We start from the raw sequence: 24,231 nt of genomic DNA, 5'->3' as shown, positions 1-24,231 counted from the left end.
GACCCTAAGCACCCGGCATACCCGTGGGTAGGGTGAGGTGGTGCGCATCGCCACCTGGAACGTCAACTCCATCCGTTCACGCATCGACCGCGTGGAGGCGTGGCTCCAACGCACCGACGTCGACGTCCTGGCGATCCAGGAGACGAAGTGCCGCGAGGACCAGTTCCCGCACGATCGCTTCGAGGCCCTCGGGTATGCCGTGGCGCACCACGGTCTGAGCCACTGGAACGGCGTCGCGATCGTCTCCCGCGTGGGTCTCGACGACGTGAGCCGCGGCCTACCGGACCTGCCGCACTGGGGCGAGCCGGCCGTCGCAGAGGCGCGCGCGATCGGGGCCACCTGCAACGGCGTCCGCCTCTGGTCCCTCTACGTCCCCAACGGCCGCGCGCTCGGCGACCCGCACATGGACTACAAGCTCGCCTGGCTCGAGCAGCTCCGCGTCCAGACCGCCGCGTGGGCTGCCACCGACCAGCCCTTCGCGCTCATGGGCGACTGGAACATCGCACCACAGGACGAGGACGTGTGGTCGATGGAGTACTACCTCGACAAGACCCACGTCAGCCCGCCCGAGCGAGCCGCGTTCCAGGCGGTGCTCGACGCTGGTGTCAGCGATGTCGTGCGACCCCACACCTCCGAGCCGGGCACCTTCACCTACTGGGACTACACGCGCCTCGCCTTCCAGAAGCGCCGTGGCATGCGCATCGACTTCATCCTGGCCTCGGACCCGCTGGCGCAGCGCGTCCGCGGCGCGGCGATCGACCGCGAGGAGCGCAAGGGCAAGGGCGCGAGCGACCACGCGCCCGTCGTCATCGAGGTGGAGGACTGATGACCACCCCACAGGGGGGCGGCACGACGACCGCGCCGAGTCGCACGCTGTCGATCCCAGCGGCCCACGGTGGCATGCTCGCGGCCACCGAGTTCCTCCCCACGTCCCCGCCCGTCCCCGACGTGCCGACGCTGGTCCTGGCCCACGGCTGGACGCTCACCCGCGCGGCGTGGGAGCCGGTGGTCCGAGAAGTCCAGTCGCACAGGGCTGTTCGCGTCGTCACCTATGACCAGCGCGGCCACGGACGATCCACGTGGGGCTCCGTTAGGACCCAATCGATCAAGGCCCTCGCCGACGACCTCGCCACCGTGATCGCCGCGACGGCCTCCACCGGGCCGCTCGTCCTCGGCGGCCACTCGATGGGAGGCATGACAGTCCTTGCGTATGCCGGTGCGCACAGCTCCGACTTCCGCGAACGTGTCCGTGGGGTCGCCCTCATCGCGACGACCGCCTCGATCGACGGCCGCCCCGACGTTCGCGGCGAGGCCCTCGCGATGGCCCTCGCCGCGCGAGTTCCGTTGCTGCGCACCGGGATGCTCATCCCGCGCCGGGTGCTGCGCGACCTCAACTTCGGCGCCGACGCCGACCAGGCCAGCGTGCGCGCCATGACCAGCCTCATGCGCAGGACCTCGCTGGCGACGACAGGTCGCTACTTCTCCTCCATCCGCGACCACGACGAGACCGACGCCCTGACCGAGCTCGCGCAGACCCCGACCCGCATCCTCGTCGGGAGCAAGGACCGGCTCACCCCGGCCAGGTGGGCACGCAGCCTGCACGACGGCATACCGGGTTCTCGACTCACCGTGCTGCCCGGCAAGGGGCACATGCTCACCCACGAGGCGACCGACGCCGTCGCCGACGCGCTCATCGAGCTCGTCGACGAAGGCCGGGCCTCAGCGGGATCCGTAGCGTAGGAGCGCGATGCCCGAGACGAAGGCCTTCGTCTCGAGGAGCTCCAGACCTCCGAGCTCGAAACCCTCGGGGAAGAGCCTGCGCCCTCCCCCCTGCACGACGGGATAGACGAACAGGCGGTACCCGTCGACCAGGTCGGCAGCGATCATGGCGTGCCCGAGGCGGATGCTGCCGGTGAGGACGATGTCCTTGCCGTCACGCTCCTTGAGGGATCGCACCTGCTCGACGACGTCACCACAGACGACCTCGGTGCGGTCCCAGTCGGGGTCGGTCATCGTCGAGGACACGACGTGCTTGTCCACTGCGTTGAGGTGGTCGCTGACGCCCGTCTCGTCGTCCTGCAGGTCGCGCCAGTAGCCGCGCATGTCCTCGAACGTCCGACGACCGACCAAGAGAGCACCGGACTGCCTCTGCTGGCGGCCGATCTCCTCGAGCACGTCCGACATGTCGGCCTGGCCTTGGGGGTCGAACCAGTCGCCGAGCATCTCGATCGACCCGTCGAGGGTGATGTTCTGGGTGATGACCAGCCGGCGCACGACGCCCCGGTCTCAGGGCCGCGCCGTCGACGCGAGGGCGTCCCCGGCTCCGAAGGTGCTCAGGAGGACGTTGGCCGCACCGATCGCACCGTTGGGACCGGTCCAGAACTGGGCCGCCCGCGGGTCGAGGGCGACGACCGACCCGTCGCCGGTCACCGTCGCCGAGGCACCGGCCGGGATCCGGAGCGCGGTGTCCTCACTAATGCCCCACGCCACCTGCCCGGGTGCGAGCGCACCGAGGTCGTAGAGCTTGCCCCAGCGGTAGTCCAGCGTCAGCGACGGGACCAGCGAGCCCGTCACGAGGCCGAGTCCGCGCTGCCAGGCACCATCGCCCGTGCGGAAGTTCGCGATCGCCTCGTCCTCGTAGTTGGTCTCCGTCGGGTCGGCCTTCGTCGAGAACCACGTACCCAGACCGGCGGTGAGGTGACGGTCGGCCAGGACGACCGGCAAGGTGAGGACGGCCGTGCGCACCATCGCGGCGAAGGTGGGATCGGCCAGCGCCGTGGCGACGCTCGCCGGGGTCTCACCGACGAGGACGGCACCGGCGGCGCCGCCGAGCACCACGCGGGACTTCCTGCCCTGCTCGACGACCTCGGTCCGACCGGTCCACCCGGCTGCCACGAGCGCGTCCGTGTAGGCCCTGGTCGCCTTCTTGTCCTTGGACGACGCAGCGAGCACGACGATCCGCGGCTGCGCACCCGCAGCCACTGCCGCCGTGGCGTCCGCGACCACCTGGCTCACGACGGCCGTCGAGCCACCTCCGACGACGTCACCACCGAGATGGACGGCGCCCGCCGCACCCGGGACCGTCGGACCGGTCAGGGGTGCCGGGGTCGGCGTGGCGACGGGGGCTCCTGCCCGGGTCACCGTCCGCGTCGTGAGGTCGTATGCCGTCGCGTTGCCTGCGCTGTCCGGTGGCAGCAGGTGCGTGACGACGTTGCGGGTCGAGAGCACCTTGTGGGGCCCGACCCATGCGATGGGCGACGACAGCGACTCGAGGTCGAGGACGGCGGTCGAGGAGGCGCCGAAGGTCCGCGCAAGGGTCGTGTCGGCGGTGTTGTGGATGCCCGTGGCGTAGTCGACCCCGACGCCGACCTTGCTCACCCCGCCGAAACGGGCGTCCGAGGTCGCCAGGGTCGAGAGCAGGCGCCCGAAGCGCCCACGCTGGTAGAAGTGCTGGTCGTAGATCGCCCGGTCGGACCCGAACCGCAGGCCACGCTCACGGTCGGCGTCATCTCCCCACCAGATGATCGAGCTGCCCTGTCGCAGACCGTCCCACGGCCCGAGGTCACCGACGTAGCCGTTGATCATCGTGCGCGACTCGACCGCCGCCCCGGCGCTCGTGCCACCCACGGCCGCACCGCGGTTGAAGGCCGCCTCCATCGCCGCCTCCGCCGGAGAGTCCGCGAGGATCGACATGGCCAGGCCCTGGTCGCCGCCGAGGATGAAGAAGCCGTCGGTCTGGTCGGTGATCATCGCCGAGCTGGTTGGGTCGTCGGCGTCGGCGCGGTTGAGCAGGGGCGCGAGGACAGCCGTGCAGCCGGTGAACGGCGCTGCGACGACCGCGTCGCAGGCGGCGTCGACCTCGTCGGTCCGCTGCTGCGCGAGCACGAGGTTCTCCTCGCGGTCGGCGGGCGCGTCGCCGTAGGACGAGGGGACGACGACGATGTCGACGGTGGGACCGCTGGCTCCGTCCGCCGCCGCCCGGCCGAAGCCCTGCAGCGTCTCGAGGGTGTAGCCACCCCCGATGGGGGTCATCGTCGTGGGATCGGCGGCCTGGGCCGCGCCTCCCCCGAGGGCGAGTCCGCACGCGGCGACGGTTGCGAAGGCAAGGACGTGGGCTGCACGGGAGCGAGAGGTGAGGGCCATGGACCCAACCTAGGTCGGCCGGTGAAGTTACGCCCGGGTAGAGCCGGACCCGGGCAACCTCCGGTTGAGCGAGAACAGTCGACCCAGCACGGGCATGAGCACGATGTTGAGCCCGTGCAGGATGCCGATGACGAGCAGGATCCCGCCGATCCGCTGGAGCTCGAACTTCACCTGCGCGGCGGTGACGTCGTCGATCGGCTGCACCACCGACCAGTCGGTCTCGGGCGCGACCTTGAGGGTGAAGAGGATGTAGGCCGCGAAGATCAGGTAGTAGACGATGTCCGTCAGCACGATGTAGCTCTTGCCCGTGAGCGGGTTGTCGTGGAAGACGTCGGCGGCGTACGCCCTGCCGAACCGCTTGATGAACGGGCCGAGCCACAGGGCGATGGCGACGAGGACGAGGTTCGTGGCGACTTCGAGGATCCACCAGGGCATGGCGAGGGTTCCGTTCACTCGGGGGGTGAGGATGAGGACGGCCGTGGTGGCCAGGACGACGACGAGCAGCCCGGCGACCGACCACTGAAGGACGGCGCGACGGCGGACCCGGTCGGCCGCGATGCTCTCGACGACACGGTCGAAGAGGTCAGGTGAGGGTTCCATCGGATACTCGGACAGGGCCTTGGTGAGCCGGTCTTCCAGGTTGCTCATCGGTTGGCCTCCAGGGTCTGGGCGAGGGTGGCGAGCCCGCGTTGCAGGTGGGTCTTGACGGTGTTGGCGGACAGTCCGAGCGTCTCGGCGATGTCGGGGATCCCGAGGTCGAGGTAGTAGCGAAGGGTGACGCAGTCACGCTGGCGGCGGGGCAGGGACCGGAGCGCGTCGATGACTGCCTGCCGTTCGGCGCGGGCGTGCGCGTCCTCCTCCGCGGAGGGTGCGTCCGGGACGGCCGGGGGCCGGTGACGCAGGGAGACGAGTCCGCGGCGGTTGTGGTCACGGGCCAGGTTGATGACGATCGAACGCAGGTATGCCGCCGCGCTGCCACCGTGCCGGATCCGTCCCGACGAGCGTGACAGCCGGATGAAGGCCTCCTGCACGAGGTCCTCGGCAGCAGTGCGGTCATCGAGGTAGAACCGGGCCAGCCGGGTGAGGGAGCCAGCCTCCACGGCGAACAGCGCGACGACGTCGAGGCCCGGCACCCCGACGTCGATCGGGTCGATCTGCATCTCGGCGACGGTCTCCATCGCCCCGACAGACGGTTGGGCGGGGCCGTTCGGGTGACGTGGTGGACCACCTTTTTCTCGTGGGTCCGGGCTGTCACCCGAGGGCACCGCAGGTGCGTCTGCATCCGTGTCGACACCCTGTCGACGTCGAAGAAGGGACACCGCGATGCTCACCTCCTCACCGCTCAGGACTGCCGTCGGCGCCACCGCCATCGTCCTCCTGACAGCCACCCCCGCGCTGGCACTTGGCCCGTTCCTGCGCACCAGCGGTCTGCTCAGCGACTTCGCGCCCAGTGCGCCGGGACCGTTCGACGGGGCGAGTGCCCGCGTCCAGCTGGTCGAGTCGGCCCGCGGCAGCCACGCCGTGCTCACGGTCAACGGAATCGACCGCTCGGCTGACGGCCGGACGTTCGGGGCCCACCTGCACGACGGGCCGTGCGTGGCCGGCAACGGCCCTGCTGCCGGTCCGCACTACAACTCGCACGTCCACGGCCAGACACCGGTCGCCGGCATCAACGACCGAACCGAGGTGTGGCTCGACTTCACCGCCTCGGAGGGCTCGGGGACGGGCACCGCGAGCGTGCCGTTCGTGCCCGAGCCCGGGTCGCGGTCGGTCGTCATCCACGCCCTGCCGACCAACCCGGCCACGGGCGGGGCCGGCGACCGCCTCGCCTGCCTCACGGTGGCGTGGTGAGGTTCATCCGGCACCTCGGAGCCGGTCTGGCGCTCGGAGTCCTCACGGGAGTGGTGGCGCGCGGCTTCATGGCGCTGCTCACGGCCAACCCTCAGTTCAGCTGGGCTGGCACGGGCTTCATCCTCGGCGTCTTCGCGCTGGCCGGTCTCAGCCTCGCTGCGACCCGTGCCCTCAGGACCAGCGGACGGTCCCGCTGGTGGGCGCTGGTGGCACTCCCCACCGCCGTTCTCGGCTTCGGCCCGGGCGCGCTCATGGTCCCGCCCATCGCCGGCATGGTCCTCGTCGGGTCGCGCCGCCGCTGGGTCCAGGCCTGCGGGGTCGTGGTCCTCCTGGCCTTCCTGGCCCTCATGCCCAAGATCGTCGAGTCGTCGGACGAGCCGTTCACCGCCCGCACCGCCGTGGGCTTCGTCGTCATGTTCGCTGTGTGCGCAGCGGTCGCCGTCGGAGTCCGGAGCGCCCTGGCGGGTTGGGCGCCCCGAGGCTCAGGCGCGGCGGTGGCCCCTGCCGAGGCCGAGCGCGAGGGAGGCGAGAGCACCGACGGCGGCCGCGACCGCCGCGCCGCGGAAGACCCACTCGACCTGGACGACCGCCGCGTCGAGCAGGGCCTGCCCGTCGGTCTGGTCGGGCAGGTCGGCGACGGCGGCGTAGTACTGGTGGAGACCGATCGCGGTCAGTAGGGCGAGGCCGACGACCATGCCGATCATCCGGGCGACGACCACGAGCGCACTGGCCGTGCCGTGGGCGTCCCCGGGTGAGTCGGCAAGGGCTGCGTTGTTGACGGGCGCGAGGGCAAGGCCGATGCCCAGGCCCACGAGCGCCAGGACCAGGGTCGACGTGAGCTCGGCCAGGGACCCGCGACCCCAGGTCGACATGACGACCAGCCCGGCGGCCGTGAGCGCCAGCCCCACCCCGCTCACCAGCCCATCACCCAGCCAGCGCAACGACCAGCCGCCCAGGAGCGCGCCGACGGGCACGGCGACGAGGAAGCGGACGAGCACGAACGCCGCGACGGTCTCGCTCTCGGTGTGCACCAGGCGGGCGAGCAGTGGCACATCGACGATGACCGCGACGAGCGCGATGCCGACGCAGAGGCTCACGAGCAGAGCCCAGCGCGCCCGGCCGACGACGACGCCGCGCGGGACCAGGGGCTGCGCCGCCCGCCGGTGGTGGAGCAGATAGAGCCCTGCGAGCACCGCAGCCACCGGCAGCAGCGCGAAACCGAGAGGGCCGACGACCTCCTTCTCGGGGTCGGCGGCGGCAAAGGTCAGCACGACGCACCCCAGCGCACCCCCCAGGAGGAGGGCTCCGAGGAGGTCGGCACGACGCAGCACCGGCCAGGCACCCCGGACCCACAGCGCGACCGCGGCTGCCACGAGCACGAGCGCGACGACCCCGACGGGTGTCGTCAGGCGTGAGGTGGACGAACCGAACGGCACGAACGGCACGCCCAGCGACACGCTGGTCACGAGCGCCTCGGGCGCGGCCAGCGCCAGCCAGCCGACGAACGCCGCCACGAGCGAGACGACCACCGGGAGCAGACGGGGGCGCGACGGCATACCCCCTCCGACGACGACCACGGCGCCGGCGAGTACGACCCCGAGCACGGCGTTGAGCCAGAAGATCGCCCGCCAGTCGGCGACGGCAAGCACGGCGGCGCCGAGCACCGGCCCCACCACGGAACCGAGCTCCTGCACCGCGCCCACGACCCCCAGCGGGGTGCCTCGCCGGTCGCGGTCCCACAGCTGCGCGACGATCGCCAGGGTGGCCGGCACGAGACCACCGCCGCCGATGCCCTGGATGACGCGGCCGGCCACCAGCACGGGCAGCTCGACCGCGAGCGCCGTGATCGCCGATCCGACGACGAAGATCGCCAGGCATCCGAGCAGCACCCGCTGTCGCTCGGTGAGGTCGGCCAGGCGACCGATGAGCGGCAGCACCGCGATGTAGCCGAGGAGGAAGCCCGAGATGATCGGCGTGGCCCGTTGCAGGGAGTCGATGCCGATGCCGACCCCGGACATCATGTCCGTCAGGGCGAGGACGACGACGTAGGTGTCTGCGGCCGCCAGGGCCACCGCGACGGACGCCGTCGCGAGCAACGCCCTAGGGGCGGGTGATCTCAACAGGCTTCCCGTAGTCCTTGAGCCGCAGGGTGAACGTCGAGGTCGACCCCTTGAAGAACGGACCGACCACCTCGGCGAGCTGCAGCCGGTCCCCCTCGGCGATGCCGTAGGTCACCGTGAACTCGCCCTTGCCGTCGCCGAGGTTGAGCAGCGACTTGACCCGCGCGCCGGGCAGCGTGCCGGTGTACTGCTGCAGCACCGTCGCTCCGTCCCGGATCTTGTCGCCGACGGTCGGGTCACCGGTCTCGACGAGGAGCTGGGAGATGCCCTGCGCGGGGTGGAAGAAGTTCGACGGGTTGGGGGCGCCGAGCTCGGCGAGGTCGGCAGGGTTGTAGGTCGGCGTGAAGAACTTCATGTATGCCGCGTCACCGATCGTGATGACCTCGGCCGAGCCCCCCACGCCCTTGATCGTCGCAGTGACCGTGCCCTTGAACTTCGGCTCCGTGGCACTGATCGCACCGGTGCCGAGGGCGCCGGTGACGCCGTTCTCCGTCTTGGGCACGTCCTTGCTCGACAGCGTGAGCCCGACGAACTTCGCCTCGTCGAAGACCTTCTTGGCCGCTGCCAGAGAAGCCTTGGGATCGGTCGCCGCCGCCGGCTCATCGCCCCCGGAGCAGCCGACCAAGAGGGCGACGACCAGGGTGCCCGAACCGGTCAGCAGAGCGCGTCGTCGCATGACGCCCACCCTACTGGCCGGTCAGTCCCGCAGAACCAACCCGCCGCCATCGCGGTCGACCGTCACCTTCTGGCCGTCACGGACCTCGCCGGCGAGGAGGGCGCGCGCGAGCCGGTCGCCGATCTCCTTCTGGACGAGCCTGCGGAGCGGACGAGCCCCGTATGCCGGGTCGTAGCCGGCCTCCGCGAGCCACCCGCGTGCCGCGTCGGTGACCTCGAGGTCGATCCGTCGGTCGCTGAGCCGCATGGCGAGAGAGCGCACCTGGAGCTCGACGATGTGCGCGAGCTCGTCACGGCTGAGGGGGTCGAAGATGACGACCTCGTCGAGGCGGTTGAGGAACTCCGGCTTGAAGGCGGTGCGCACCGCAGCCATGACGGCGTCGCGCTTGACCTCGGGCTCCAGCGTCGGGTCGATGAGGAACTGGCTGCCGAGGTTGCTCGTCATGACGAGGATGACGTTGCGGAAGTCGACGGTGCGACCCTGGCCGTCGGTGAGGCGTCCGTCGTCGAGCACCTGGAGCAGGATGTCGAACGTCTCGGGATGGGCCTTCTCGACCTCGTCGAGGAGGACGACGGAGTAGGGGCGTCGCCGGACGGCCTCGGTCAGCTGCCCGCCCTCCTCGTGCCCGACGTAGCCGGGCGGCGCACCGATGAGGCGGGCGACGGCGTGCCGCTCGGAGTACTCGCTCATGTCGATCCGGACCATCGCGCGCTCGTCGTCGAAGAGGAAGTCGGCCAGGGACTTGGCGAGCTCGGTCTTGCCGACACCGGTCGGCCCGAGGAAGAGGAAGCTGCCGGTGGGTCGGTCCGGGTCCGCGATGCCGGCGCGACTGCGCCGCACGGCATCCGACACGGCCTGGACGGCGCTCGCCTGCCCGATGAGGCGCGAGCCGATGATCGACTCCATCGACAGGAGCTTCTCGGTCTCGCCCTGGAGGAGGCGGCCCGCGGGGATGCCGGTCCAGGCCGAGATGACCTCTGCGATGTCGTCGGCTCCGACTCGCTCCTTGACCATGAGGTCGGCCTGTCCGGACTGGTCGGCGGCGCTGTCCACGGCCGCGGCGAGCTGCTGCTCGAGCTCGGGGATCTCGCCGAATTCGATCCGGCTGGCGGTCTCGAAGTCGTACTCGCGGCGAGCCTTCTCGAGGCGGGTGCGGGCCTCGTCGACCTGGGCCTTGAGGTCGCCGACGCGGTTGAGGCCGGACTTCTCGGCGTCCCACCGGGCGTTGAGGGCGGTCAGCTCCTCAGACTTCTCGGCGAGGTCCGAGCGGAGCCGGGCCAGCCGCTCGACGCTGGCGTCGTCGGTCTCGCGCTCGAGGTGCAGCTCCTCCATCTTGAGGCGGTCGACGGCGCGGCGGAGCTGGTCGATCTCGACCGGACTGGAGTCGATCTCCATGCGCAGGCGCGACGCAGCCTCGTCGACGAGGTCGATGGCCTTGTCGGGCAGCTGCCGCCCGGTGATGTAGCGGTCGGAGAGCGAGGCGGAGGCGACGAGCGCGGCGTCCTCGATCTCGACCTTGTGGTGGGCCTCGTAGCGCTCCTTGAGACCGCGAAGGATGGCGATGGTGTCCTCGACGGAGGGCTCCCCCACATAGACCTGCTGGAAGCGACGTTCGAGCGCCGGGTCCTTCTCGACGTGCTCGCGGAACTCGTCGAGCGTCGTCGCCCCGACGAGCCGCAGCTCGCCCCGGGCGAGCATCGGCTTGAGCATGTTGCTCGCGTCCATCGCACCCTCACCGGTGGCGCCGGCACCGACGACGGTGTGGAGCTCGTCGATGAAGGTGACGATCTGCCCGTTGCTCGACCTGATCTCCTCGAGGACCGCCTTGAGGCGCTCCTCGAACTCGCCACGGAACTTCGCGCCGGCCACCATCGCGCCGAGGTCGAGGCTGATGAGCCGCTTGTCGCGGAGCGACTCGGGGACGTCACCGTCGACGATGCGCTGCGCCAGCCCCTCGACGACGGCGGTCTTGCCGACGCCGGGGTCGCCGATGAGGACCGGGTTGTTCTTGGTCCGGCGCGAGAGCACCTGGACGACCCGGCGGATCTCGGAGTCCCTGCCGATGACCGGGTCGAGGTGGCCGTCACGAGCCCGGGCGGTGAGGTCGGTGCCGTACTTCTCGAGCGACTCGCTGCCGCTCTCCTGGGCCTCGGACGTGACCTTGCGTCCGCCGCGCAGCTCGTCGATGCGAGCCTCGACCGCTCCGGCGACACCGGGACCGCCCACGCCGGGAAGTGCGCCCTTCTCGATGAGGGCCAGGACGAGCAGGTCGGTCGCGAGATGGGTGTCGCCCTTGGCGGACATGAGCGTGCTCGCCTGCTGGAGCACACCGAGCGCCGCCTGGTCGAGCGAGGGTGTGACCGCGCTGGGACCGGAGCTGACCGGCAAACGGGAGAGCGCGGAGCGCGCCGCGGAGGCGACCGCTGCAGCCGTGGTGCCTGCAGCGTCCAGCAGCGCCGGGGTCGACGTGTCGGGCTGCTCGGCGAGGGCCAGGGCGAGGTGGTCGGGGGTGATCTCGGGGTGACCGGCGCTCTGCGCGAGCCGCTGGGCGACGGCGAGAGCCTCGGCGACCTTGGTCGTCGGGGTGAGGTCCATGTGTTCGGTCTCCTGAACGGGTGCGTGAGGTGACGGATTCCTCCGTAGCAACGAGCACAGAGTTGAGTCCATTCCACTCAACTTCACTTTTCAGCAGGCGGTCGCGATGTCCTCGATCTCGTCGGTCGGCTCGGACGGTGTCGGGGTGCTTCCGGGGGTGCTCGGCGTCGCGCTCGGGACCGACGTGCTCGGCCTCGCGCTCGGCGCGGGTGCCGGGTCGATCGCGGACTGGACGAGGTCGCGGATCTTGTCGTAGTCGGGGTCGGCGACCTTGACCACCTTGTTGGTGATGGGCAGGCTCCGGATCGACCCCTTGCTCTGCAGGGTTCCCACGAGCTGCGCCCAGGCCGGCAGCTCGGACTGGGGGATGTCGAGGGTGATGTTGTCCTTGACCACCTCGGCGAGGGACGGGTAGTTGCGCAGGAGCTGGACCGGGTTCGCCTGGTTGAGGATGGCGCCGGTGACGCAACGCTGGCGGCGCATGCGGCTGAAGTCGTCGCTGCCGGCACGCGACCGGGCGTACCAGAGCGCGAGGTTGCCGTTCAGGTGCTGCTCACCCGTCTCGATCCACTTCTCCTGGCCCCGCGCGAAGACGATGCGGCCGCCCACGAGCTTGCAGTCGACGCAGACCCGCTCCTTGACGTTGATGTCGACCCCGCCCATGGCGTCGACCAGCGCACGGAAACCCTGGAGGTTGACGACGAGACTGCGGTCGATCTCGAGACCGAGGATCTCGCTGATGACGTCGCGGGTCGTCGTGAGGCCGGGGTTGTCGTCGCCCGGGAAGAGGTCGAGGTTGTCGGTCGCCAGCGTCCACACGCCGTTGAGCAGGCACTCGTCGCCACAGTCGTAGCCGTTCGGGTAGAGCTTCGAGAGCGGGTTCGACGACGGGATGGGGGCGAACTCGAGGTTGCGGGGCAGGCCGAAGAGCACCGTGTCACCGGAGCTGGTGTCGATCGAGGCCACCATCATCGAGTCGGTGCGCACGCCGACCCGGTCATCCCCGGCATCGGAGCCGAGGAGCAGGACGTTGACGCGGGGCTTGTCCGCCCACGCGTTGGCCTCGGCACCACCCCCGCCGCCGCCGCCGGTCTCGTCCGCGCCGTCCGTGAGAACGCTGATGACGTCGCGCTGGATCGTCAGGTAGCGCACGGCCGTGGCCGCCGGCGCGATGACGATGATGCAGCAGAGCGCTGCGAAGGCCGCGCGCCAGCCGGCCCCGGGGCCGCGGGGTAAGGTCTCGCGGGCGGTGAGCAGGATGCCCGCACACCAGAGCAGCGCGATCGTGACCGTGGCGAGAAGCATCGCCAGGAGGACACGCGGTCGCACGGCGAGGTCGAGAGCCGCCGTGACGAACCCCTTGCGCCAGGCGTAGAAGAGGAACAGGGCGCCGAGGAGGAGGGTGCCCAGCAGGAGCGCGAGGCCGAACGCCCGGCGTCGCGTCGGGAGAAGTCCCGCGCCCGGCAGCAGCGTGCTCAGCGCGGTGAGCCCGAAGAAGCGACCGGCACCCTCGCGACCGTCGTACTCGTCGTAGTCGTCGTAGCCGTCGCTGGCGTCGCTGGCGTCGTCGACGTCCTCGTGGGTGGGCACCCCGCCATCATGCCGCCCGGACGCCGAAGTTCACCGAGTCGACGCAGAACTCGCCGTCAGATCGTTGCCGACGTCGAACCACGGGAAGGTCGCAGCCGGCCGCACCGGAACCGACCACTTGGGGGCGGCGAGCTCGCGCCGCGAGGCGCCGGTGGCCCAGCGGGCGAGGTGCGGTGCGGCGTGGACCCGCCACCACTCAGCCTCGTCGGCCACGACCCGCGCCCACTGCGACGGCGCCGCAGGCTCGAGGTCGGGCGCTCGTGACATGTCGACCCCGAGGAGCTGCGACACCTGGACGGCCAGACGTCGGTGACCGAGCGGTGACGGGTGGACCCGGTCCCCCGCCCACAGGCGCGGATCCCTCCACACCCCGCGCTCCGAGACGTCTGCGACGAGGGCGCCGCGATGACCGGCGATCTCGCACAGGTCGGCATTGAGAGCCCGCACCCGGGCACGCAGCGGAGCCAGGACGGGTGACCCGCTGACCTCGAAGCCGGTGAACACGATGACGGTCGCCGTCGCCGCGAGCTGGGCGAGCGCCTGGTCCAGCGGCTGCAGCACGTCGTCGAGCCTCAGTCGCGGCCGCAGGATGTCGTTGCCACCGGCCCAGATCGAGACGATGTCCGGCTTCATCGCCAGCGCGGCGGGGAGCTGTTGCTCGGCCATGTCACGAGCGGTCCTGCCGCGCAGCGCGAGGTTCGCGTAGTCGGTGCTCGGATCACGGTCGGCGAGCGCAGCCGCCACGAGGTCGGCCCAGCCGCGCCACCCGTTGGGCCACGCGGGATGGGGGTCACCGACCCCTTCGGTGAGTGAGTCGCCGAGGGCGACGAACCTGGCCACGAGCGGACGGTATGCCGTGTGCCGGCTGTCTTCGTGACGCCCGGGCGACGGGAGCCGCACACTTGCGCGAACAACAGCCGACGAGGGGTGCGCGGGGTTGAGCTCCGACGGGCTCTGTGAGAGTGATGTCCCATGCAGCCCGGTCGCTTCGTCGCCCTCGGCGACTCCTTCACCGAGGGCGTCGGCGACCCGAACCTCCACTACCCCAACGGCTTCCGGGGGTGGGCCGACCGGATGGCGCGACAGCTGGGACGAGCCGACCGGCGGTGGGAGTACGCCAACCTCGCCATCCGCAGCAAGGTCCTCGACCAGGTCGTGGCCGACCAGCTGGACGATGCGCTTGCCCTTGCCCCGACCCACGTCTCCTTCTATGCCGGGGGCAACGACCTCCTGTCGCTGCGGTCGGATGTCGACACGCTCATGGCTCGCTACGAGGACGCGCTGGCCCGGCTCACCGCCAGCGGTGCGCACGTCCTCGTGTTCACGGCCTTCGACACGCGGACGACGGCCCTGCTCGAGCCGCTCCGGCGTCGGGTGCTGACCTTCAACGACGCCGTGCGCGATCTCGCCGCCACACACGAAGCGACCTTGCTCGACCACACGGTGATGCGTGAGTACGACGACCGCCGCCTGTGGGCGCCCGACAAGATCCACATGAACCGGTTGGGGCACAAGCGGATGGCGGCATTCGTCCTGGGCCGGCTCGGGGTGCCGCACACCCTCAAGGTCCGCGACCTCGACGACTGGGAGCCGAGGGGCTGGCGACGGGCCATCGCCGACGAGGGGCGGTTCCTGCGCACCGAGGTGGCTCCTCTGGTGCGCCGACGGCTGACCGGACGGTCCGAGGGCGACCTGGCGCTGCCCAAGTGGCCCGAGCCCATCCGGCCCGCCGACGGCATGAAGCGGCTTGCCCGCGAACGCGCCCTGGCGAGAACCGACACCGAGGCACTGCGCCGCGCGGGCGGCATACCCCGTCGTTGACCTACGCGGTCAGCCTGCGGAATAGGCCTTCGGGAGACGCATCCCACGCTCGGCGAGGATGTCGCGCAGGCGGTCGGGGTAGTCGGTGATGATGCCGTCCACGCCCATGTCGATGAGCGCCTCCATCGTCGCGGGGTCGTCACACGTCCACGGGACCACCTTGAGCCCGCGCGCGTGCGCGTCGGCGACCATCTGCTCGCTCGGGTAGAAGCGGAAACCGGGGTCACCGACCTTGCCGCTCTGCGGGAATCCGTAGTTCGGCGACAGCGCCGTGACGCCCTCGACCGAGTCGGCCGCGGCGACGAGGTCCCCGCCGAAGTCGTCGGCGTCGATGCCCCCGAGCCACGGTGACGCCCCGGGCCTGCCCACCTGGAGGAAGTCGAAGTTCGTCAGTGCCACGAGCGGGCGGGTCGGTGCGAGGCGGTGCATCTCCATGAGCGAGCCCCAGTCGAACGACTGCACCGTCACCTGCCGGGCCAGCCCGCTCGCCTCGATCTCCTCGTGGACGCGCCGGACGAAGAGCTCACGCGGGGCGGTCTGCTCGGGCGCACCGGCCTCGACCTTGGTCTCGATGTTGAGGGTGACCTGACGGGCGTTGTGCGCCCTGACGACATCGAAGACCTCACGCAGCTCGACGATGCGGGCGCCGTCGACCTGCTCCTGCTGCGGGTGACCGGGCAGCTGCTGGAAGCCGCAGTCGAGCGTCTGGACCTGGGCCAGGGTGAGGTCCTTGACGTAGTCGCGGACGTAGGGGAACTCGGGGTCGCCCGCGAACGCCGGTGCCGTGTCGACGCACTTCTGGGCGCTCACCTGGCGGTCATGGGTGACGACGACCTTCTCGTCCTGGGTCACCTGGGTGTCGAGCTCGAGGGTGGTGACTCCGAGCTCGAGCGCCTTGGCGAAGCCCTGCGGTGTGCTCTCCGTGGTGAGGCCGAGCCCACCCCGGTGGGCCTGCACGTCGAAGTGCGCCTTCTGGGGCAGGACCACGGTGCCGGTCGGTCGCTCCGGGGAGGCGAACGCGGGTCCGGCGACGAGGGTGAGCGGGAGGCAGGCAGCGGCGAGGGTGGCAACGGAGCGCAGTGGGGTCATGGCGTGACGGTAGGCCGGGCCAGGCGACCGGGAAGCGGCGACGAGGTGACGTCCGGCCGAACTTCAGCGAGCGTCAGCTGCCCGCGGCCGAGTCGCGACGCACGATGTCGAGCCACGTGAGCGCACGCTCGACGAGGTCCTCGGGCGGCTGCCCGATGTCGAGGACGAGGCCGCTCTCGTCGGGCTCGAGAGCCTCGAGTGTGTCTATCTGCGACTGGAGCAGGCTGGCAGGCATGAAGTGACCCTCACGCTTCGACATCCGCCCCTTGATGACCTCGACCGGTCCGTCGAGGTGCAGGAAGTCCACCGAGGGAGGCCCGTCCCTCAGCACGTCGCGGTAGGTCCGCTTGAGCGCCGAGCACGTGATGATCGTCGAGACTCCCGCGTCCGCCTTCTCGTCCATCCACGCGGCCAGCGAGCGCAGCCAGGGCCACCGGTCCTCGTCGGTCAGGGGGATGCCGCGCTCCATGGTGGCGATGTTCGCGGCTGAGTGGAACGCATCCGCCTCGGCGAACTCGAGACCGGTCGCGTCGGCGACGCCACGCGCGATCGTCGTCTTGCCGCTGCCCGACACCCCCATGACGACGACGTGTCGCGTCCGGTCACCAGTCATGAACCGTTCCGTCCTTCAGTCGGTTGAACGGCAGGTAGGCCGCCTGGTACGGGTGGGCGGCCGCCGCCTCCAGGTCGATCTCGACCCCGAGGCCGGGCTGCTCCCCCGGGTGAAGGTACCCATCCTCGAAGCTGAACGACTGCTGGAACACCTCATTGGTGAGCGCGCCGTGCTGCATGTACTCCTGGATCCCGAAGTTGTGGATCGCCAGGTCGAGGTGCAGCGCTGCCGCCATGCCCACGGGCGAGATGTCGGTGGGGCCGTGGATGCCGGACTTCACCTGGTACTGCGCGGCGAAGTCGAGGATCTTCTTGAGCGCCGTGATGCCACCGGTGTGCGTGACGGCCGAGCGCACGTAGTCGATGAGCTGCTCCTGAATGAGCGTCTGGTAGTCCCACACGGTGTTGAAGATCTCGCCGATCGCGAGTGGGGTCGTCGTGTGGTGGCGGACGAGGCGCAAGGCGTCCTGGTTCTCGGCGGGCGTGCAGTCCTCGAGCCAGAACAGGTCGTAGGGCTCGAGCGACTTCCCGAGCCTCGCGGCCTGGATCGGCGTCATCCGGTGGTGCCCGTCATGGAGCAGCGGCAGCTCCGGACCGAACTCGGAGCGGACCGCCTCGAACACGCTGGGGATGTGCCGGAGGTAGGCCCGGGTGTCCCAGTCCTCCTCGGCGGGCAGCGGAGTGCGCTGGGCCGGCTCGTAGTCGTAGCGCGTCCCGTCGGCACTGGGCTGGGCGGCGACGCCATAGACGGCGTTGATCCCCGGCACCGCCGTCTGCACCCGGATCGACCGGTAGCCGAGGGCGAGGTGCTTCCGGATGGAGTCGAAGAGCTCCTCCGTGTCGCGACCCGACGCGTGGCCATAGGCCATGATCCCGGTCCGGGACGCTCCGCCGAGGAGCTGGTAGAGCGGCATACCCGCGGCCTTGGCCTTGATGTCCCACAGCGCGACGTCGACCGCTGCGATGGCCGCCATCGTGACCGGTCCGCGGCGCCAGTAGGCCGACCGGTAGAGGAACTGCCAGGCGTCCTCGATCCGGTGCGGGTCGCGGCCGATGAGCAGCGGGACGACGTGGTCCTTGAGGTAGGACGCGACGGCGAGCTCGCGCCCGTTGAGCGTGCCGTCACCCAGGCCGGTGATGCCCTCGTCGGTCGTGATCTGCAGCGTCACGAAGTTGCGGTCGGGGCTGGAGACGATGACGTCTGCGGCGACGATCTGCACGAGCTGTCCTCTCGAGTTGCGTTGTGGTCAGGTGACATTCATCTTGTATGCCGTGTGCGGATCGGCCGCTCCGGTCTCCATCACCACTCCGCGAACGTTCCGTCGGGGTGACGCCACACCGGGCCCCGCCACGCGTGCCCGGTCTTGTCGGCGGCACGCACGGCGGTCTCGTCGATCTCGATGCCGAGTCCGGGACCGGTGAGGCGGGCGACGTGACCGTCGACGAACTCCAGCGGCGCGGTGTCGACGAGGTAGTCGAGGACGTCGGCGCCGAGGTTGTAGTGGATGCCGATGCTCTGCTCCTGGATGAGGTGGTTCGTCGTCGCGAACGCCACCTGGAGCGAGGACGCCAGGGCCAGCGGCCCCAGCGGGCAGTGCGGCGCCAGGGCCGCGTCGAAGGTCTCGGCGAGCGAGGCGATCTTGCGCACCTCGGTGATCCCACCGGCGTGCGACAGGTCCGGCTGGACGACGGCGACCCCGGCCTGCAGCACCGGCAGGAACTCCTGGCGGCCATAGAGCCGCTCCCCCGTCGACACCGGAGTCGTCGTGGAACGGACGAACTCCCCGATGAGGTGCGAGTTCTCCGGCGTCACCGGCTCCTCGAGGAACATCGGCCGATAGGGCTCGAGCAGGGGCGCCACCCGGCGGGCGTTGGCCAAGGTGAAGCGACCGTGGAAGTCGACGGCCACGTCGCCGTGGTCACCGAGCACCTCCCGCGCCGCCGCCACGCGAGCGACCACGCCGTCGATCTCGGCCACCGTGCCAAGCGGCGACATGCGCCCGCTCGCGTTCATCTTGACCGCGGTGAGGCCGGCCTCGACCTGCTCGGCGATGTGGTCACGCACCTCGTTCGGCTCGTCACCGCCCACCCAGCCGTAGACGCGGACCCGGTCACGCACGGCCCCGCCGAGCAGCTGGTGCACCGGCACGGCATACCTCTTGCCCTTGATGTCCCAGAGCGCCTGGTCGATGCCGGAGACAGCGCTGCCCAGGATGGGGCCGCCGCGGTAGAACGACCCCTTGGTCATCACCGCCCAGTGGTCCTCGATGCGCTCCGGGTCACCACCGAGGACCATCTCGGCGAGCTGGTGCACTGCGGTGCGGACCGTCTCGGAGCGGCCCTCACACGTGGCCTCGCCCCAGCCCACGAGACCGTCGGAGGTCTCGATCCGGACGAAGAGCCACCGGGGTGCCACGAGGAAGGTCTCGACCCGCTCGATCGTCGACGCCATCGCCGATCAGCCCTTGGTCGCACCGGCGGTGAGGCCGGAGACGACGTACTTCTGGGCGAGGAGGGCGATGACCATGATCGGCACCGTGACGACGGTCGCGGCAGCCATGAGGCCACCCCAGTCGATCGCGGCATACCCGACGAAGTCGAAGATCGCGACGGGCAACGTCTTGGTCTTGGCACCGGAGAGCACGAGCGCGAACATGAAGTTGTTCCAGGAGAAGATGAACGCGAGGATGCCCGCGGTCGCGATGCCGGGCGTCGACAGCGGCAGGGTGATCATGCGGAACGCGCCGATGGGGGTGAGCCCGTCGACCTGCCCCGACTCCTCCAGCTCGAGCGGCATGCCGTCGAAGAACCCCATCATGATGTAGACGACGAGGGGCAGCGACACGAACATGTGGCTGAGGACGAGGACCGTGAAGCCGCCCACGAGCTTGAGGTTCGAGAAGACGTAGAACCAGGGCACGAGCAGCGAGACGCCGGGGATGACTCGCGCCATGAGCACCACGAGCGCCGAGCGCTTCATCGTGAAACGGCTCATCGAGTAGGCCGCCGGGACACCGAGAAGCAGCGACAGCACGGTCGACGCGAACGCGACCCAGAGGCTGTTGATGATGAAGGTGACGTAGTTGGCCTGGTCGAGGACGGTCGTGTAGTTCTCCATCGTCGGCGAGAAGAGCAGCGCCTTGCTCGTGTCATAGATGTCGACGTTCGTCTTGAGCGATGCTGCGACCATCCAGATGAGGGGCAGAAGCAGCCCGACGACGACGAGGACCAGCGCCCCGACGCGAAAGACCTTGTATGCCGTTCCGCTGCGCATCAGTGGTCCGCCTTCCGACGCGAGGTGAGGACCCACATGGAGCCGATGATGAGGAGGAAGAAGATGATGAGCACGGTCGAGCTGGTGCCGTACTCGTTGTAGTCGAAGCTCAGGCCGTAGGCGTAGACGTTGAGCGTCTCGACCTCGTGGTAGCTCCCGCCGCCCTTGCCCTTGGTGGCATAGAGGATGTCGAAGGTCTTGAGCGCGTCGATGCCACGGAGCAGGATCGCGACGATGACGGTCGACCTCATCAGCGGAAGGGTGATGTAGCGGAAGCGCTGCCAGCCGTTCGCGCCGTCGATGAGGGCGGCCTCCTGCGGCTCGTCCGACAGCGACGTCAGGCCGGCGAGGAGGATGAGGACCACCATCGGTGTCCACTGCCAGATGTCGATGAACATCGTCGTCCACAGCGCGGAGGTCTCACCGGCGAGCCACGGCTGCGCCGGGATCCCGAACCAGCCGAGGACCTGGTTGGCCAGGCCGATGTTGGGGTCGAAGATGAGTCGCCACATCATGCCGACGGCGACGGGCGTGGCGACGAGGGGCATGAGGATCGCGACCCGGACCCACTTCTCCCCACGGAACGGCCGCCACAGGAGCAGGGCGATGGCCATGCCCAGGACGACCTCGACGAGGAGGACGACACCGGTGAACTGCACGGTGCGCCACACCGCCGGCCAGAAGCGGGCCGTGTCGGTGAGGACGTCGAGGTAGTTCTGGGCCCCGACGAACTCCTTCTCGGCCCGCACCGACCCCTCGGCGTCGGTGAGGCTGAGATAGAGGGTCCAGGCGACCGGGAAGATGATGAGCACTGCGACGAACGCCATGGCCGGGGAGGCAAAGAGCCACTTGCGGTGGGTGTTCGCCCAGCGCGAGAACCCCGAGGTTCCCGTCACGGGGAGCGCGTCAGCTGACATGAGTGGTTCGCCTTCGATGCGGTGGGATCGGGTGGATCGTGCCGGGGTCCGGTGCCGGGCGCGCGCTGGCGCCCGGCACCGGGACCCGTGACCTCAGGACCGGGGTGAGGTCGAGGCGGTCACTTCGCCTCGTCGTCGAGCAGGGCCTGGAAGGCCTTGGCGGCCTCGTCCGCAGCAGCGGCCGAGTCCTTGCCGGTGATGGCGTCGACGATCGGCAGGCCGACGAGCTCGCGGGCCTCGGGGACCTTGACGACCTGGGGCCGGTCGAAGCCCACGCCGTTCTTGGCGCCGGCGGCGGACGCCTCGACGAGGTCCTTCGGGTAGGTCGACGTCGCGTCCGCGTCACTGGCGACCGACGTGCGGGCACCCGGGACTCCGGCCTTCTGGTTCGCGAGGGTCTGCTCCTTGGTGGTGGCCCACTCGATGAACTTCCACGCGTTGTCCTTGTTCTCGGACGCCTCGTTGATCCCGAGGGCCCACGAGGGGACGTTGTAGGGCTTGGAACCGGCCGGACCCTCCGGGAAGGGGGCGAAGCCGACGGTCTCGGCGACCTTGGACTTGGCCGGGTCGGTGGCGTTCTTGTAGAGCGAGCTCGCCTCGGGGTAGAAGGCCGCCTGACCCTGCGTGAAGATGGCCATGGCCTCGGGCCAGCTCATGTCGGTGCTGACGTTCTTGGGGCCGTGGTCGTGCAGCAGACCGCCGTAGTAGGCGTAGGCCTGCTTGGCCTCGGCCGAGTTCACCGCTGCCTTGCCGCTGTCATCGACCCATCCGCCACCGAAGCTGTAGAGGAAGCTCGAGAACTGGGTGACGGCGGCGGTCTTGCCGGTGCGGGCGACGAAGCCGGCGACCCCGGGGTTGGCGGCCTGGACCTTGGCGGCCGCCTCCTTGAGCTCGTCGAGGGTCTTGGGCGGTGCCGAGTAGCCGGCCTTCGCGAGGAGGTCCTTGCGGTAGTAGAGGACCTCGGTCTCGGTGATGAGCGGGACGCCGACGACCTTGTCCTCATAGGTAGTGGCCTCGACCGGACCCGGCTGGAAGTCACCCCAGTTCCAGTCGCTGGCGCCCTTGACGTCCTCGGAGAGGTCGGAGAGGTAGCCGTTCTTGCCGAAGAGCTTGCCCTCCTGGAGGGGGCGGTACATCATCACGTCGAGGTCGCTCGTGCCTGCGTTGAGCTTGACGTTGTACTGGTCCGAGAGCTGGTCCTCGCCGAGCTGGGTGAGCTCGACCTTGAGGCCCGAGGACTTCTCGAACTCCGGCAGGGCCGCCTTGAGGTTCTCGGTCCACACGTGGTTGGCCAGGGTCACCTGGATGGTCTTGGAGCCGGTGCCCTCCTCGTCGCCGCCGCCGCAGGCCGACAGGCTGAGCGCCGCGGCGAGGGCGAGAACGGATCCGGCTGCTGTGCGTCGCAACACGTCGATCTCCTTGGGTGTCGTGGCCGCCCCGTCGTTGGAGCCGTCGCCGCAGCGGACCACTACGTCCGTCTAATTCGGAATCCTAGGTTCATAAGTATGACTTAGGCAAGGGTTGCCCGTGGATGCGTATGATTTGTCGCATGGCCTCCGCCCCCCTTCCCGTCGCCGACGTCAGCGGCCTGCACGGGCGGCTCATCGAGAGCCTCGGGCTGGCCATCTGCGGCGGGTCCCTGACACCCGGCACCGTGCTCTTCATCGACGAGCTCGTCTCCGAGCACGCGGTCTCGCGCTCGGTGGTGCGCGAGGCGCTGCGGGTGCTCTCGTCGATGGGCCTCGTCGCCTCACGACGCCGCGTCGGCACCCTCGTGCTCGACGCGGGCGCGTGGAACGTCTATGACCCCCTGGTCATCCGCTGGCGCCTGGCAACCTCGGGACGCCTCATCCAGCTCCGGTCGATCACCGAGCTGCGGACGGCGGTCGAGCCCCAGGCAGCACGGCTCGCGGCCGAGCGCGCCCAGCCGCTCGAGGCGAGTGGGCTGGTCACCCTCGCCGGCCAGCTGTGGGCCGCCGGGCAGGACGGTCGCATGGATGACTTCCTCGAGCTCGACATCGAGTTCCACCGACGTGTCCTCGCCGCGTCCGGCAACGAGATGTTCGAGCATCTCCACCGGCAGGTCGCCGAGGTGCTCACCGGCCGGCACGCCTACGGCCTCATGCCGCACCACCCCCACGTCGACGCGCTGCAGCTGCACACCGACGTCGCCTCGTCGATCCAGCGGGGAGATGGCGACATGGCCCATGCCGCAATGGTCGCCATCATGAACCGCACCATGGGCGAGACCAAACAGCTCTGGGCCGAGCAGGAGCAAGGCCCGACCTCGCGAACGTGAGCGGACGGCATACCGCGGCAGCTCGCCCGGTCCACAACGCGATCGGCCCCGTCACCGAGAAGGTGACGGGGCCGATCGAGTCGTGGACCGAAGCGGTCTCAGCTCACTGGGTGAGCTTGGACAGCGTCGGGTCGTTGGCGTAGGCCTCCTTGGCGTTCGCCTTGGTGACGATGAGCGGCTTGAGCAGGTTCGCCGGGACGACCTTGACCTTGTTGTTGTAGGACTCGGTGTCGGTGACCGTGGGCTTCTCACCCTTCTGGAGCGCCTGGACCATCTTGATGGTCTCCGCGACGAGGTTGCGGGTGTCCTTGTTGATCGTGGAGTACTGCTCGCCGGCCATGATCGACTTCACCGACTCGACCTCGGAGTCCTGCCCGGTGATGACCGGAAGCGGCTTGCCGGCTGCCTTCACCGAGGTGATCACAGCGCGGGCGAGGGTGTCGTTCGGGGACAGGACACCGTCGAGGGCTGCGGACGAGTACGACGCCGAGAGCAAGGTGTCTGCGCGCCGCTGCGCGTTCTCTGCCTTCCAGCCCTGGGTGACGGCCTGGTTGAAGCTCGTCTGACCCGAGACCACCTTGAGGGTGCCGTCGTCGATCTTCGGCTTGAGCACGCTCATCGCGCCGTCGAAGAAGACCTTGGCGTTGGCGTCGTCGGGGGAACCCGCGAACAGCTCGATGTTGTAGGGACCGGCCGGCTTCTTGGCGGCCATGCCCTCGAGGAGCGCGTTGCCCTGGAGGACTCCGACCTCGAAGTTGTCGTAGGCGACGTAGTAGTCGACGGCGTCGGTGTTGAGCAGGAGGCGGTCGTAGGCGATGACCGTCGCGCCGGAGTCCTTGGCGGCCTTGACCTGGGTGCCGAGCTGGGCACCGTCGATCGCGCCGACGACGACGACCTTGGCGCCCTTGGTGACCATGGACTGGATCTGGTTCTGCTGCTCGCCGACACCACCGTTCGCGAACTGCACGTCGCCCTTGAAGCCGGCCTCGGCGAGGCCGTCCTTGAAGAGGCTCTCGGCGAGGACCCAGTTCTCGGAGGTCTTCTGTGGCAGCGAGACACCGATGAGGGCGTCCTTCGGGAAGGCCTCGGCTGCGCCGCTGGCGCCACCGCTGGCCGTGTCGGTGGGGGTGTCCTCGTCGGCCCGGCCGCAGCCGGTCAGCGCGAGTGCGGCGACGGCCGAGGCCGCCATCAGCTTGGTGAGGGAACGCATGTCGTCTCTTTCTTTCGTATGCCGTGACGCGCCC

General features: G+C 69.9%; 22 protein-coding genes. 5 read left to right on the top strand and 17 right to left on the bottom strand.

Translation table 11 applies throughout. From position 1 onward, the window contains the following. Nucleotides 1-40 precede the first annotated feature (40 nt). Entirely contained in the window at nt 41-826 is a 786-nt protein-coding gene (locus tag ACFQW8_RS09835; RefSeq protein WP_380086942.1) for an exodeoxyribonuclease III, read from the top strand. Then, nucleotides 826-1,740 carry an alpha/beta fold hydrolase gene (locus tag ACFQW8_RS09830; RefSeq protein ID WP_380086941.1) on the top strand — a complete coding sequence of 305 codons (915 nt, stop codon included), beginning with the start codon at nt 826-828 and terminating at the stop codon, nt 1,738-1,740. Before ACFQW8_RS09835 ends, ACFQW8_RS09830 begins: the two co-directional genes overlap by 1 nt. Here the strand turns inward: ACFQW8_RS09830 and ACFQW8_RS09825 are convergent. Genes ACFQW8_RS09825 through ACFQW8_RS09810 form a run of 4 tightly spaced genes read right to left on the bottom strand, consistent with a single transcriptional unit; the run spans nt 1,720 to nt 5,321 of the window. Next, nucleotides 1,720-2,274 (bottom strand): dihydrofolate reductase family protein, encoded by a 555-nt coding sequence (locus ACFQW8_RS09825; protein WP_380086939.1) that lies wholly within the window; start codon nt 2,272-2,274, stop codon nt 1,720-1,722. The two genes, ACFQW8_RS09830 and ACFQW8_RS09825, sit on opposite strands and share 21 nt — an antisense overlap. 12 nt (nt 2,275-2,286) lie before the next feature. Continuing rightward, entirely contained in the window at nt 2,287-4,143 is a 1,857-nt protein-coding gene (locus ACFQW8_RS09820) for a hypothetical protein (RefSeq protein WP_380086938.1), read from the bottom strand. Nucleotides 4,144-4,170: 27 nt separating this feature from the next. Then, nucleotides 4,171-4,791 carry a hypothetical protein gene (locus ACFQW8_RS09815; RefSeq protein ID WP_380086937.1) on the bottom strand — a complete coding sequence of 207 codons (621 nt, stop codon included), beginning with the start codon at nt 4,789-4,791 and terminating at the stop codon, nt 4,171-4,173. Then, nucleotides 4,788-5,321, bottom strand: a complete 534-nt coding sequence (locus tag ACFQW8_RS09810) for an RNA polymerase sigma factor (RefSeq protein ID WP_380086935.1) — start codon at nt 5,319-5,321, stop codon at nt 4,788-4,790. Before ACFQW8_RS09810 ends, ACFQW8_RS09815 begins: the two co-directional genes overlap by 4 nt. Nucleotides 5,322-5,466: 145 nt before the next feature. On the opposite strand from ACFQW8_RS09810, the gene ACFQW8_RS09805 reads away from it, so the two are divergent. Beyond that, complete coding sequence (locus ACFQW8_RS09805) at nt 5,467-5,994, top strand: hypothetical protein (protein ID WP_380086933.1); 528 nt, start codon at nt 5,467-5,469, stop codon at nt 5,992-5,994. Nucleotides 5,995-6,476: 482 nt separating this feature from the next. Here the strand turns inward: ACFQW8_RS09805 and ACFQW8_RS09800 are convergent, their stop codons facing one another. From ACFQW8_RS09800 to ACFQW8_RS09780, 5 genes are all read right to left on the bottom strand, one after another. Further along, nucleotides 6,477-8,090, bottom strand: a complete 1,614-nt coding sequence (locus ACFQW8_RS09800; protein ID WP_380086931.1) for an MFS transporter — start codon at nt 8,088-8,090, stop codon at nt 6,477-6,479. 4 nt (nt 8,091-8,094) lie between these two features. Next, nucleotides 8,095-8,790, bottom strand: coding sequence for an LppX_LprAFG lipoprotein (locus tag ACFQW8_RS09795; protein WP_380086929.1), 696 nt, complete (start codon nt 8,788-8,790; stop codon nt 8,095-8,097). 21 nt (nt 8,791-8,811) lie between these two features. Further along, on the bottom strand, nt 8,812-11,385 hold the full coding sequence (gene clpB, locus ACFQW8_RS09790; RefSeq protein ID WP_380086926.1) for an ATP-dependent chaperone ClpB: 2,574 nt from the start codon (nt 11,383-11,385) through the stop codon (nt 8,812-8,814). A gap of 90 nt (nt 11,386-11,475) precedes the next feature. Further along, nucleotides 11,476-12,975 (bottom strand): LCP family protein, encoded by a 1,500-nt coding sequence (locus ACFQW8_RS09785; RefSeq protein WP_380086925.1) that lies wholly within the window; start codon nt 12,973-12,975, stop codon nt 11,476-11,478. A 30-nt stretch (nt 12,976-13,005) separates the two neighbouring features. Continuing rightward, nucleotides 13,006-13,815 (bottom strand): SGNH/GDSL hydrolase family protein, encoded by an 810-nt coding sequence (locus ACFQW8_RS09780; protein WP_380086924.1) that lies wholly within the window; start codon nt 13,813-13,815, stop codon nt 13,006-13,008. A 132-nt stretch (nt 13,816-13,947) separates the two neighbouring features. On the opposite strand from ACFQW8_RS09780, the gene ACFQW8_RS09775 reads away from it, so the two are divergent. Then, on the top strand, nt 13,948-14,796 hold the full coding sequence (locus tag ACFQW8_RS09775; RefSeq protein WP_380086923.1) for an SGNH/GDSL hydrolase family protein: 849 nt from the start codon (nt 13,948-13,950) through the stop codon (nt 14,794-14,796). Between the two features lie 9 nt (nt 14,797-14,805). Here ACFQW8_RS09775 and ACFQW8_RS09770 read toward each other — a convergent pair whose 3' ends face one another. The 7 genes from ACFQW8_RS09770 to ACFQW8_RS09740 all read right to left on the bottom strand — a co-directional run bounded on the left by ACFQW8_RS09770 (nt 14,806) and on the right by ACFQW8_RS09740 (nt 22,097). Beyond that, entirely contained in the window at nt 14,806-15,885 is a 1,080-nt protein-coding gene (locus tag ACFQW8_RS09770; protein ID WP_380086921.1) for a glycerophosphodiester phosphodiesterase family protein, read from the bottom strand. A gap of 73 nt (nt 15,886-15,958) precedes the next feature. Then, nucleotides 15,959-16,498 carry a gluconokinase gene (locus ACFQW8_RS09765; RefSeq protein ID WP_380086919.1) on the bottom strand — a complete coding sequence of 180 codons (540 nt, stop codon included), beginning with the start codon at nt 16,496-16,498 and terminating at the stop codon, nt 15,959-15,961. Continuing rightward, nucleotides 16,488-17,717: a D-mannonate dehydratase ManD gene (manD, locus tag ACFQW8_RS09760; RefSeq protein ID WP_380086917.1), complete on the bottom strand. Its 1,230-nt coding sequence runs from the start codon at nt 17,715-17,717 to the stop codon at nt 16,488-16,490. The genes ACFQW8_RS09765 and manD overlap by 11 nt, the downstream gene beginning before the upstream one ends. 80 nt (nt 17,718-17,797) lie before the next feature. After that, entirely contained in the window at nt 17,798-18,949 is a 1,152-nt protein-coding gene (dgoD, locus tag ACFQW8_RS09755) for a galactonate dehydratase (protein ID WP_380086916.1), read from the bottom strand. Nucleotides 18,950-18,955: 6 nt separating this feature from the next. Next, nucleotides 18,956-19,771 carry a carbohydrate ABC transporter permease gene (locus ACFQW8_RS09750; protein WP_380086914.1) on the bottom strand — a complete coding sequence of 272 codons (816 nt, stop codon included), beginning with the start codon at nt 19,769-19,771 and terminating at the stop codon, nt 18,956-18,958. Beyond that, the gene (locus ACFQW8_RS09745; RefSeq protein WP_380086911.1) at nt 19,771-20,688 is read right to left on the bottom strand and encodes a carbohydrate ABC transporter permease; all 918 of its coding nucleotides are present in this window, start codon (nt 20,686-20,688) and stop codon (nt 19,771-19,773) included. Before ACFQW8_RS09745 ends, ACFQW8_RS09750 begins: the two co-directional genes overlap by 1 nt. Before the next feature lie 119 nt (nt 20,689-20,807). After that, nucleotides 20,808-22,097 carry an ABC transporter substrate-binding protein gene (locus tag ACFQW8_RS09740; protein ID WP_380086909.1) on the bottom strand — a complete coding sequence of 430 codons (1,290 nt, stop codon included), beginning with the start codon at nt 22,095-22,097 and terminating at the stop codon, nt 20,808-20,810. Nucleotides 22,098-22,237: 140 nt separating this feature from the next. Between ACFQW8_RS09740 and ACFQW8_RS09735 the strand changes: the two genes are divergently transcribed. Further along, nucleotides 22,238-22,987: a FadR/GntR family transcriptional regulator gene (locus ACFQW8_RS09735; protein WP_380086907.1), complete on the top strand. Its 750-nt coding sequence runs from the start codon at nt 22,238-22,240 to the stop codon at nt 22,985-22,987. Nucleotides 22,988-23,090: 103 nt separating this feature from the next. On the opposite strand, the gene ACFQW8_RS09730 is transcribed toward ACFQW8_RS09735, so the two are convergent. After that, complete coding sequence (locus tag ACFQW8_RS09730; RefSeq protein ID WP_380086905.1) at nt 23,091-24,197, bottom strand: substrate-binding domain-containing protein; 1,107 nt, start codon at nt 24,195-24,197, stop codon at nt 23,091-23,093. Nucleotides 24,198-24,231: the final 34 nt, after the last annotated feature.

It is taken from the genome of Knoellia altitudinis, from assembly GCF_042666355.1.
GTDB lineage: Bacteria > Actinomycetota > Actinomycetes > Actinomycetales > Dermatophilaceae > Knoellia > Knoellia altitudinis.
The sequence above is the reverse complement of the archived record's forward strand: the minus strand, read 5'-3'. Positions and strand labels throughout refer to the sequence as shown.

Bases quoted from the DNA above. Each gene is read 5' to 3' on its own strand.
- ACFQW8_RS09810 (WP_380086935.1), bottom strand. From the start codon at position 5,321: ATGGAGACCGTCGCCGAGATGCAGATCGACCCGATCGACGTCGGGGTG.
- clpB (WP_380086926.1), bottom strand. From the start codon at position 11,385: ATGGACCTCACCCCGACGACCAAGGTCGCCGAGGCTCTCGCCGTCGCC.
- ACFQW8_RS09815 (WP_380086937.1), bottom strand. From the start codon at position 4,791: ATGAGCAACCTGGAAGACCGGCTCACCAAGGCCCTGTCCGAGTATCCG.
- ACFQW8_RS09765 (WP_380086919.1), bottom strand. From the start codon at position 16,498: ATGACTGGTGACCGGACGCGACACGTCGTCGTCATGGGGGTGTCGGGC.
- ACFQW8_RS09735 (WP_380086907.1), top strand. From the start codon at position 22,238: ATGGCCTCCGCCCCCCTTCCCGTCGCCGACGTCAGCGGCCTGCACGGG.
- ACFQW8_RS09770 (WP_380086921.1), bottom strand. From the start codon at position 15,885: ATGACCCCACTGCGCTCCGTTGCCACCCTCGCCGCTGCCTGCCTCCCG.
- dgoD (WP_380086916.1), bottom strand. From the start codon at position 18,949: ATGGCGTCGACGATCGAGCGGGTCGAGACCTTCCTCGTGGCACCCCGG.
- ACFQW8_RS09775 (WP_380086923.1), top strand. From the start codon at position 13,948: ATGCAGCCCGGTCGCTTCGTCGCCCTCGGCGACTCCTTCACCGAGGGC.
- ACFQW8_RS09750 (WP_380086914.1), bottom strand. From the start codon at position 19,771: ATGCGCAGCGGAACGGCATACAAGGTCTTTCGCGTCGGGGCGCTGGTC.
- ACFQW8_RS09830 (WP_380086941.1), top strand. From the start codon at position 826: ATGACCACCCCACAGGGGGGCGGCACGACGACCGCGCCGAGTCGCACG.
- ACFQW8_RS09730 (WP_380086905.1), bottom strand. From the start codon at position 24,197: ATGCGTTCCCTCACCAAGCTGATGGCGGCCTCGGCCGTCGCCGCACTC.
- ACFQW8_RS09805 (WP_380086933.1), top strand. From the start codon at position 5,467: ATGCTCACCTCCTCACCGCTCAGGACTGCCGTCGGCGCCACCGCCATC.
- ACFQW8_RS09745 (WP_380086911.1), bottom strand. From the start codon at position 20,688: ATGTCAGCTGACGCGCTCCCCGTGACGGGAACCTCGGGGTTCTCGCGC.
- ACFQW8_RS09795 (WP_380086929.1), bottom strand. From the start codon at position 8,790: ATGCGACGACGCGCTCTGCTGACCGGTTCGGGCACCCTGGTCGTCGCC.
- ACFQW8_RS09820 (WP_380086938.1), bottom strand. From the start codon at position 4,143: ATGGCCCTCACCTCTCGCTCCCGTGCAGCCCACGTCCTTGCCTTCGCA.